We start from the raw sequence: 8,813 nt of genomic DNA on the forward strand, positions 1-8,813 counted from the left end.
TAACAGGATCTAAATTCAGTTTTAAGGTAAACTCCTTTCGTCTTTGTCGGTCAAAAATAAGTTTAAATTCGGCATTCTTGCCTCTGTCTTCTGAGGCAAAATGCCTGCATAAGCTTGTTGTCCTTCCGAGGAAATAGCAATCCCAGATTCAATATTTCCAGTGGCAAATTCTAAATCCCAATCTCCGCCTAACAGTGCATTACCTGTAATATCTACGGAGGCGGCAACATCTGTTCCTGTGAATATACTTAAATCCCTTAAAAACTCCTGACCCTGACCAAAACCGACACTACAGCCAAACAGTAAAATATCTGCTTCTGCTGTTAATGCCTTACGCCATTGTTGTAATTGCTCACGATAGGCTTGGATACTGTCGCGGTTTAGCCGAGTTGTTCCCATCTGAATTTGTCCCTCACTACCGTGAGAGATAATTTGCACACTAGTAATATTTTGTCGCTCCTTAAGAGTATTGGTGATTTGCTCTATTCCGTCTTGGTCTGAGTTGATGATCAAGATTTCTGTATCGGGCCGAACTTGTTTGAGCAGGTCTTGATAGTTAGCAACAACCTGAGCATCAACAAAAACAATGGTGGTGGTGGGTGTGTTTGTTAATTTAGTGGAAAATCCTGAAGATTATCCTTTTTTATGGGAAGAATTTTAGTTAAAATAATTTAACTCTGAATTGTGGAACAGGCATCCTGCCTGTTATCTTCTGAAAGTAATTCACACTAATCATTTGATATAATTAATTTTTCAAACTTTCACAGGTTGATTTTAGCAGGTTCACAGGCTAGAAGCCTGTGCCACTTAAACCTCATGCTACTGAAGAACTGTACCTTTATGACCCCAATGGGTTTATGATTAGAATTCGTTGTAATCCTAATTAACTCCAAATATGGAAAAAGTTTTAAAAGTCATTGCAGACGTAATTACTAACCCCCCAATTCCCCATGAACCCCATAAACAATCCTTAAAAAATTGGGCGATGTATTGCTTACGGGATAGAGGTTTTATAGTTGTTTTTGCCCAAAATGCTGACTTTGCAGTGCAGTTTAAAAACGGTGACAAATTCTATTTTAAAGTTACCAATCAAGCTGATGATTTAGCTAATGATATCAACTGGATAGTTTGGGATGGTGTGAATAAAACCACCAGTTTGATTCCTCAATTATCCAGTTATCATCAATAACTGTAGGGTGGGCAAAATTGCCCACCCCATACAGATTTTACACAGTTACTTAATTTTCTTCCCGTAACTTATCCAAAACACCGCGATCCTCCAAAGTTGAAGTATCGCCCGACACCTCCTGACCCGCTACCAGATTCCGCAACAACCGCCGCATAATCTTCCCAGACCGGGTCTTTGGTAAAGCATCAGTAAACCTGATTTCACCAGGACGAGCGATCGCCCCAATCTCATTAACAACGTGCTTCTTCAGTTCCTTACTCAACTCCTCACTGGCTTGGTAAGTCCCCTCTAAAGTCACAAAAGCCACAACTTCCTCACCCTTCAATTCATCCGGTTTACCCACCACAGCAGCCTCAGCTACCGCCGGATGAGACACCAGCGCAGATTCTACTTCCATCGTTCCTAAACGGTGTCCAGACACATTCAGGACATCATCCACGCGCCCCATTACCCAGAAATAGCCGTCCTCATCCTTTCTTGCACCATCGCCGGCAAAATACGTATAATTACCATCAATGGGCGGAATATGTTCCCAGTAAGTCCGGCGGAAGCGATCAGGATCACCGTACACAGTCCGCATCATTCCCGGCCAAGGATGACGAATTGCTAAATAACCACCTTCGTTATCAGGGACAGTATTTCCTTCTAAATCTACCACATCCGCAATAATACCGGGGAAGGGGAGAGTAGCTGAACCTGGTTTAGTGGCAATTGCCCCAGGTAGAGGTGTAATCATAATCCCACCTGTCTCCGTTTGCCACCAAGTATCCACAATTGGACAGCGTTCACCACCAATGATTTTGTGATACCACATCCAAGCTTCGGGGTTAATGGGTTCACCCACACTTCCCAGTAATCGTAGGGAAGAAAGATTACGTTTGTTAGGATGGTGTTCACCCATTTTGATAAAGGCGCGAATTGCGGTTGGTGCGGTATAAAAAATATTAACGCCGTATTTCTCAATTACATCCCAGAAACATCCAGGATTAGAAGCACGGGGCGCACCTTCATACATGAGAGTAGTTGCACCGTTGGAAAGAGGTCCATAAACAATATAGCTGTGTCCAGTAATCCAACCGACATCGGCAGTACACCAATATACATCTGTATCTTGGAGATCAAAAATCCATTTGGTGGTGATATGGCTGTATAAGTTATAACCACCTGTGGTATGAACTACCCCCTTCGGTTTGCCTGTACTACCGGAAGTGTAGAGAACAAACAGCATATCTTCACTGTCCATTGGTTCTGCGGGACAATCAGCGGAAACGCCTTTTTGTAAATCGTGCCACCAATGGTCACGCCCTGCTGTCATGTGAGTTGTTTGATTTGTGCGCTTGACAACTAGCACATCTGTAATGCTGGGAACTGCATTATTTTCTAAAGCTTTGTCTACCTGTTCTTTGAGGGGGACAATCGCATCCTTGCGCCAACCACCATCGGCTGTGATCACTAACTTAGCTTCGGCATCATTTAAGCGATCGCGCAAAGCTTCAGCACTAAAACCACCAAAAATAACGCTATGAGGTGCGCCAATTCTCGCACAGGCTAACATGGCAATGGCAGCTTCGGGAATCATTGGCATATAAATACCAATGCGATCGCCTTTTTTTGCCCCCAACTGCTTCAACACATTCGCAAACTGGCATACTTCCCGATGCAATTGAGCATAAGTCAGCGTCCGTGAATCTCCCGGTTCACCTTCCCAAATCAACGCCGCCTTATTTTTCCGCCAAGTAGTGAGATGTCTGTCAAGACAGTTGTAAGAAATATTAATCTTACCGTTGACAAACCACTTAGCAAAAGGTGGTTGCCAATCTAGGACGGTATCCCATTTTTGAAACCAATCTAACTCAGTTTCTGCTAATTCTGCCCAAAATTGCTGAGGATCAGCCTTAGCTTGATCATAAAGACGCTGATAATCTGCTAAACTTTTGATTTGGGCGTTTTCTGAAAAATCACTGGTAGGCGGAAATAGCCGCTTTTCCTGTAAAATGGATTCTATAGTTGGTTGAGACATAGTGATGGATGTAAACGATATTGTCACTGAAAACTATTTTTAACGAAGTTGTGCCAAAAAACTTGAGATTTTCATAAAATTGCCTCAAGTGTAAAGATTATTTACTGATATGCTAATCTAGTCCTACTCTAATACGACAATTAACTAATGCTGAATTGTTCAGTACGCCGTAAGATAAAATAATTATAATGTTTTTAACAACCTTATTTACCGATTTAGTAGGATATAAATCCTTAGATGTCATGTTAGTATTTTACAACAGGGTATAGTTTGGAAGCCAAGGAAATTAAAGATAGACTCAATTTATTAATCGAGCAAGCCGCTGAAATAGATCCGAATCTCACGGCAAAACTAAGAGATATCAACCGTTGGATTAAACATATCAAGCTTGGTTCGCTGATATCCAAACCCATCGTTGTCGCTTTTTTATTAGAAGTAATTACGGACTCTAGGGTTTGGTTAGCAATTAAATCTTTACCTTCGGAGGAAGACAAAAGATTACAGTTTGAGCAAATGACCGCCAATGAAAGGTATTGGTACGGTTATCTGTTCCCTAAATGGATTAATGCCACAGACACCAAATTTTATATTTGGAAGAAAAAAATGATGGCGGGGGAGTTTAATCAGGCTGATAGTGATATCATTAAATATATAGCTCAGGATGTTGTTCACCGGGAAGGTGATTTTTGGCGGCGTTATATAGCTGACCTTTCCATGGCGACAGACCTGATTGTTAGCAATCATCAAAATAAACCACTCTGTATTCAAGTTACCAGTGTCAGTGAAGAATTTCATAACACAAAGTATCAAAAGTGGCAAAATTCACTGCAATTGTGGGAAATAGAAAGAGGATTATTCTTGAGTTACAATCCCCAAGATAATGATTTTATCCATCAGTTAGTCAATGTTGCACTGTATAACAGTGATCATCTTGCGGAAGGGAAGTATGTGAATTTTTCCTGATTCCCGAATATTGAAATCGAAATCTGTGTCCTAGCTAACATCATTAATCCGCTGAAAACACCATTTATGGTTAACCAACAACAGACTAATAATAGCGCTCAACTCGAAAACCTAACGGAAGCGTTAGCAGCAGCCCGGAGTATGCAGCAAGATTGGTTAAATTATGGACTAAATTTTGTTCATATTTATGTAGAAGATGTGGAAGGTGATTGGCTAGAAACTTGGGGTGATGATGAAATATCTAATCCTTTATTTGATGGGATTAAAGACTTTTTAGTTAGTGATGATGATGTCGCCATCAAAATAAGAAAGTATGTAGGAGACACATCCTTGTTTGATTTAGCAGTAGATTTAGAAGAATGTTTGAGAATTTCTCGAGACAATGACAAAACATCAGCTGTAAAAGATATATTAGTAAGTAATATTGATCTGAATATTGATGATCTGGAATTATTGGATTTAGCGAATGATTTTGTAGATAAGTGTTGTTGTCGCTTGCCAGATTAAATGGCCACTTGAAAAATTAATGTCCACAAATATATTAAGCCCTAAACCCTTGCTATATAAGGGTTTTGACAAAATAACTGTCCGAGTTTAAAAACTTCACAAATTAGTTGTCCTATCTTGAAAATCTCTATTTCTCCAACCTTGACTTTATACTCAAAACGGCTAGAAGCTGGACTTTTTTATCATACAAAGAACAAGTTCAAAGCCTCTCTTCTCCCCCTGCTTGCCTTCACCCGTCATTTTCGGGTTGACAGACTACTAGCAACGCCCTAGTAGTTCGTCAAATTTATTTTGACGGGTAAATGATCGGAAAAAACTTCTGTTCTTCCCTCCCCTGCCCCCCTGCCTCTCTTCTCCCCCTGCTTGCCTTCACCTGTCATTTTCGGGTTGACAGACTACTAGCTTTGTTAGCACAAACAATCAACGTAACTGTTCTATCTTGACTAATTAATTTAGAAAATTTAGGATATACTATTTTTTCAAGCATAATGCAGTCAGTTAAGACGCATATTTTTGTGACTTCTAATTGAGTTTTCACTCCTTTTTACTTATGACAATTAAACTCACTATTCCTGGAATGGCTTGTTCTGCTTGTGCTAGTAATATAACCAAGGCAGTTATAACCATTGACGCTAATGCTATTGTGGAAGCTGATACTAAAACCAAGTTTGTCAATGTAGAAACTCAAGCTTCAGAATCTGTTATTAGAGAAGCTTTAATTGCTGCTGGTTATCCACCTTCTTAGCAAGATATTCTCAAATTAATAAACATTTCCTAACCACCGTTTAGAGAATGTTTTAAAAGTGGTATCCCGTAATTTCCATCACATTTTTACCCCCCCCCTTGCAAAGGGGGGAAACAATAAAAATCCAGTTCCCTCCCCTTTATAAGGGGATGGTTAGGGAGGGGTAAAATATTTGATACAGCAATCATGACTTTTAAAACACCTTCTCAGATGATTTTGTACATTAACACATCACTCCTGCTATCATAAGGCACAGTTTTTATCCCCAAGCCTGTATGCATTGAAAAACCCACTAAGTAGGTGAACACAATAAAACTAAAGTGTGTAAAGAAAAGTAAAATCGCCCAAAGCTTCTTCACTCTTGCATGATTGTCTTTTGCTTTTTGCCTTCCCATAACGACAATTGTCGATGCTAACCTACTTATTGATTGTCTTTTATCTCCCCAGCTTATTCACAAAGTTGGGGATTTTTGTATTTACAGCACTTCCTGATGTTATCAAGTCCAGTTTTTTATCGCCAAACAAGTAGGGGCGCAGGGTCTGCGCCCTCTATTGTATTTCATGGGATCGGGAATTGTTGTATAACCGATCAGTAGGTGAACACAATAAAACCAAACTGTGTAAAGAAACGTAAAATCGCTGAAAACTTCTTTACTCTTGCCTTGCTATAACGACAATTTTCAACGCCAACCTACTTAATAAATCATTATTTTTCAGAGGGAACAGGGAACGGGCAACAGGGAACAGGAAAAACTCATGTTTAAAAACATGAGATTGAAATAATGGCACTGTTTTTTTCGTGCTACGCATCTTTTAAAAACATCCTTTTTTTGACTGAGCTTTAAACTCAGAACTAAAGTTTCTTATTTGCTCCCTGTTCCCTGTTCCCTGTTCCCTTCTTTTGTAATATCGAAGAATCATGATTTTGTCATGAAATTATATTTTTGCTATGTACAATTAATCGTTATGTCATCAAATATTAATTTATTTTTTTCTGGAATCATTTATTAAATATTAGTTTATTCGTGATTAAAATATCTTTTCGTGTTACCGATTAATAGTAATAATTAAAAAGAAGAAATAACCAACAATTTCAAATTATTGTATTTGCAGATTTTGACAAAATCACCTTGTCAAAAAAATATTGCTATTCTTGAGGCTTAAATACTTATGTCATTTGTTGATATTTATCAAAACATCCCGTCTCGAAAAGAAATCAATTACACTGCTATTTCCCAAACAAATCCCCTTCAAAATCCCACCGACAATAGTATAAGTTGGGGTAATCATAGTAACTCTTCTCAACATAATCTAGAAACAAACTCCCCTATAGCTAGTAATAGCAGCTATAACTCTAACAATGGCTATGGCCTAGTTAACGCCGGATTAGCAGTCAGTAAAGCCGCAGGCGTTAGTCCCTATACAGATGCTCCTAACTTGGGTGGCAATAATTGGGGAGCGGATCTGATCAAAGCTCCCACAGCCTGGAATAATGGATATACAGGACAAGGAACTATTGTTGCCGTACTAGATACAGGCGTAGACTACAACCATCAAGACTTAAAAAATAATATTTGGAGTAACGCCAAAGAAATAACTGGTAATGGAATAGACGATGATGGTAACGGCTATGTTGACGATGTTCAAGGTTGGAACTTTGTAGATAACAACAATAATATTTTAGACAATAATGATCATGGCACTCATGTTGCTGGAACCATAGCCGCAGAAAATAACGGCATTGGTGTTACTGGCATTGCCTATAATTCCAAAATTATGCCAGTCAAAGTCCTAGATGCCAATGGCTCAGGTTCTTACTCGAATATCGCTAAAGGTATTTATTACGCAGTTGATAATGGCGCAAATGTAATTAACCTTAGTCTAGGAGGTAATTCCTCTAACGATACGCTCAAATCAGCCATTGAATATGCCGGCAGCAAAAACGTAATCGTTGTCATGGCAGCAGGTAATAATGGTGATCCAGTGCCATCCTATCCCGCCCGCTACGCCTATAATTCAGGAATTGCCGTAGGCGCAGTGGATAAAAATAATAACCTTGCGGATTTTTCCAACCGGTCTGGTCCTCAAGAAATCACCTATGTCACCGCCCCCGGAGTTAATGTTTACTCCACAATACCTAATAATCAATATGCCAGTTACAATGGCACTTCTATGGCAGCCCCTCACATTGCTGGGGTCGTCGCTCTTATGCTTAGTGCTAACCATAACCTAACCGAAAGCCAAGTCCTCCAAATTATTAGAAGCACATCTGCGAATAGCACTAATCCTCCAGAGCCGACAACACCTTCACAGCCAGGACCGAAAATGCCATCTCTTTTCCCCCCTCTAGACTCTTTTTTCCCTTTGCAACTAATTAATATAATTTCACAATTGCCTTTTAAGCTGCAATCTCCAACACCAACCTCTACTCCCTTTCCTCCTATAGTTGTCTCCAAGAGCGAAAATCAGTTGGAGTTGCATTTCGGCAATATAGCAACAGTAACAGTACAGCAGTTTAACTACTACGGTCAAAGTCTGGCACAACCCGTTACCCAATTCACACTAAATTTCTACGACAACACCCCACCAAACAGCAACAGTGAAGATAGTTTTGATAAACAGTATTATAAAGACAGCTATTGGCATTGATCTAAGGGAACACCAAAAAATAAATTACCAATTTTGTGGGATGGGCATCCTGCCCGTCCTTGATGATTAGCAGGCAATTCGTCCCGCACCACGAGAAATTTTTGGGTATTTTTTTAATTGGAAGTCCCTAATCCACTACAAAAAAAAACAATCTGAACCAGTGAAAACAAACGCCACTAGGGAAAAATCCTCTCCCCCTCAACGTTTCCAGCTTTTCAGTCCCTGAAATCACCCTTGCCTAAAAAATATTTCTCAACCCCCTTGACAGAAAAAGGAAGGATTGCTATATTAAATAAGTGCCGAGAGAAAGAAACGACTCCCGGACAACTGAACCGAGAAAAAATAATACTTTGAAAGAATAAATTAAACCAATCCTCGTCGTCAAGATAATTGAAAGAGGATTCGAGATTTTAACTAATTTCGGAGCCGACAAACTCGAAAAAACAAAATGGAGAGTTTGATCCTGGCTCAGGATGAACGCTGGCGGTATGCTTAACACATGCAAGTCGAACGGTCTTTTCGGAGATAGTGGCGGACGGGTGAGTAACGCGTAAGAATCTACCTTCAGGTTGGGGACAACCACTGGAAACGGTGGCTAATACCCAATGTGCCGAGAGGTGAAAGGCTTGCTGCCTGAAGAAGAGCTTGCGTCTGATTAGCTAGTTGGTGGGGTAAGAGCCTACCAAGGCGACGATCAGTAGCTGGTCTGAGAGGATGATCAGCCACACTGGGACTGAGAC

At 40.0% G+C, this 8,813-nt stretch carries 7 protein-coding genes and 1 rRNA gene; 6 read left to right on the forward strand and 2 right to left on the reverse strand.

What is annotated here, in order from left to right; translation table 11 throughout:
• Positions 1 to 21: 21 nt before the first annotated feature.
• Positions 22 to 588, reverse strand: coding sequence for a DUF4347 domain-containing protein (locus AN486_RS12135; protein ID WP_081424136.1), 567 nt, complete (start codon positions 586 to 588; stop codon positions 22 to 24).
• A gap of 307 nt (positions 589 to 895) precedes the next feature.
• Between AN486_RS12135 and AN486_RS12140 the strand changes: the two genes are divergently transcribed.
• The gene (locus AN486_RS12140) at positions 896 to 1,189 is read left to right on the forward strand and encodes a hypothetical protein (protein ID WP_039202529.1); all 294 of its coding nucleotides are present in this window, start codon (positions 896 to 898) and stop codon (positions 1,187 to 1,189) included.
• A gap of 49 nt (positions 1,190 to 1,238) precedes the next feature.
• Here AN486_RS12140 and acs read toward each other — a convergent pair whose 3' ends face one another.
• Positions 1,239 to 3,209 (reverse strand): acetate--CoA ligase, encoded by a 1,971-nt coding sequence (gene acs, locus AN486_RS12145; protein ID WP_053538054.1) that lies wholly within the window; start codon positions 3,207 to 3,209, stop codon positions 1,239 to 1,241.
• A 270-nt stretch (positions 3,210 to 3,479) separates the two neighbouring features.
• On the opposite strand from acs, the gene AN486_RS12150 reads away from it, so the two are divergent.
• From AN486_RS12150 to AN486_RS12170, 5 genes are all read left to right on the forward strand, one after another.
• A complete protein-coding gene (locus tag AN486_RS12150) occupies positions 3,480 to 4,172 on the forward strand; it encodes a hypothetical protein (RefSeq protein WP_027402615.1) in 693 nt (230 codons plus the stop codon).
• 66 nt (positions 4,173 to 4,238) lie between these two features.
• On the forward strand, positions 4,239 to 4,679 hold the full coding sequence (locus AN486_RS12155; RefSeq protein ID WP_053538055.1) for a hypothetical protein: 441 nt from the start codon (positions 4,239 to 4,241) through the stop codon (positions 4,677 to 4,679).
• A gap of 550 nt (positions 4,680 to 5,229) precedes the next feature.
• Entirely contained in the window at positions 5,230 to 5,424 is a 195-nt protein-coding gene (locus AN486_RS12160) for a heavy-metal-associated domain-containing protein (RefSeq protein ID WP_053538056.1), read from the forward strand.
• Between the two features lie 1,170 nt (positions 5,425 to 6,594).
• Positions 6,595 to 8,073 (forward strand): S8 family peptidase, encoded by a 1,479-nt coding sequence (locus AN486_RS12165; RefSeq protein WP_290600829.1) that lies wholly within the window; start codon positions 6,595 to 6,597, stop codon positions 8,071 to 8,073.
• A 445-nt stretch (positions 8,074 to 8,518) separates the two neighbouring features.
• Positions 8,519 to 8,813: ribosomal RNA gene (locus AN486_RS12170) — 16S ribosomal RNA — on the forward strand; the annotation flags it as partial.

The organism is Anabaena sp. AL93, from assembly GCF_001672085.1.
In the GTDB taxonomy this organism is placed as follows: domain Bacteria; phylum Cyanobacteriota; class Cyanobacteriia; order Cyanobacteriales; family Nostocaceae; genus Dolichospermum; species Dolichospermum heterosporum.

Bases quoted from the DNA above. Each gene is read 5' to 3' on its own strand.
- acs (WP_053538054.1), bottom strand. From the start codon at position 3,209: ATGTCTCAACCAACTATAGAATCCATTTTACAGGAAAAGCGGCTATTT.
- AN486_RS12155 (WP_053538055.1), top strand. From the start codon at position 4,239: ATGGTTAACCAACAACAGACTAATAATAGCGCTCAACTCGAAAACCTA.
- AN486_RS12165 (WP_290600829.1), top strand. From the start codon at position 6,595: ATGTCATTTGTTGATATTTATCAAAACATCCCGTCTCGAAAAGAAATC.
- AN486_RS12140 (WP_039202529.1), top strand. From the start codon at position 896: ATGGAAAAAGTTTTAAAAGTCATTGCAGACGTAATTACTAACCCCCCA.
- AN486_RS12160 (WP_053538056.1), top strand. From the start codon at position 5,230: ATGACAATTAAACTCACTATTCCTGGAATGGCTTGTTCTGCTTGTGCT.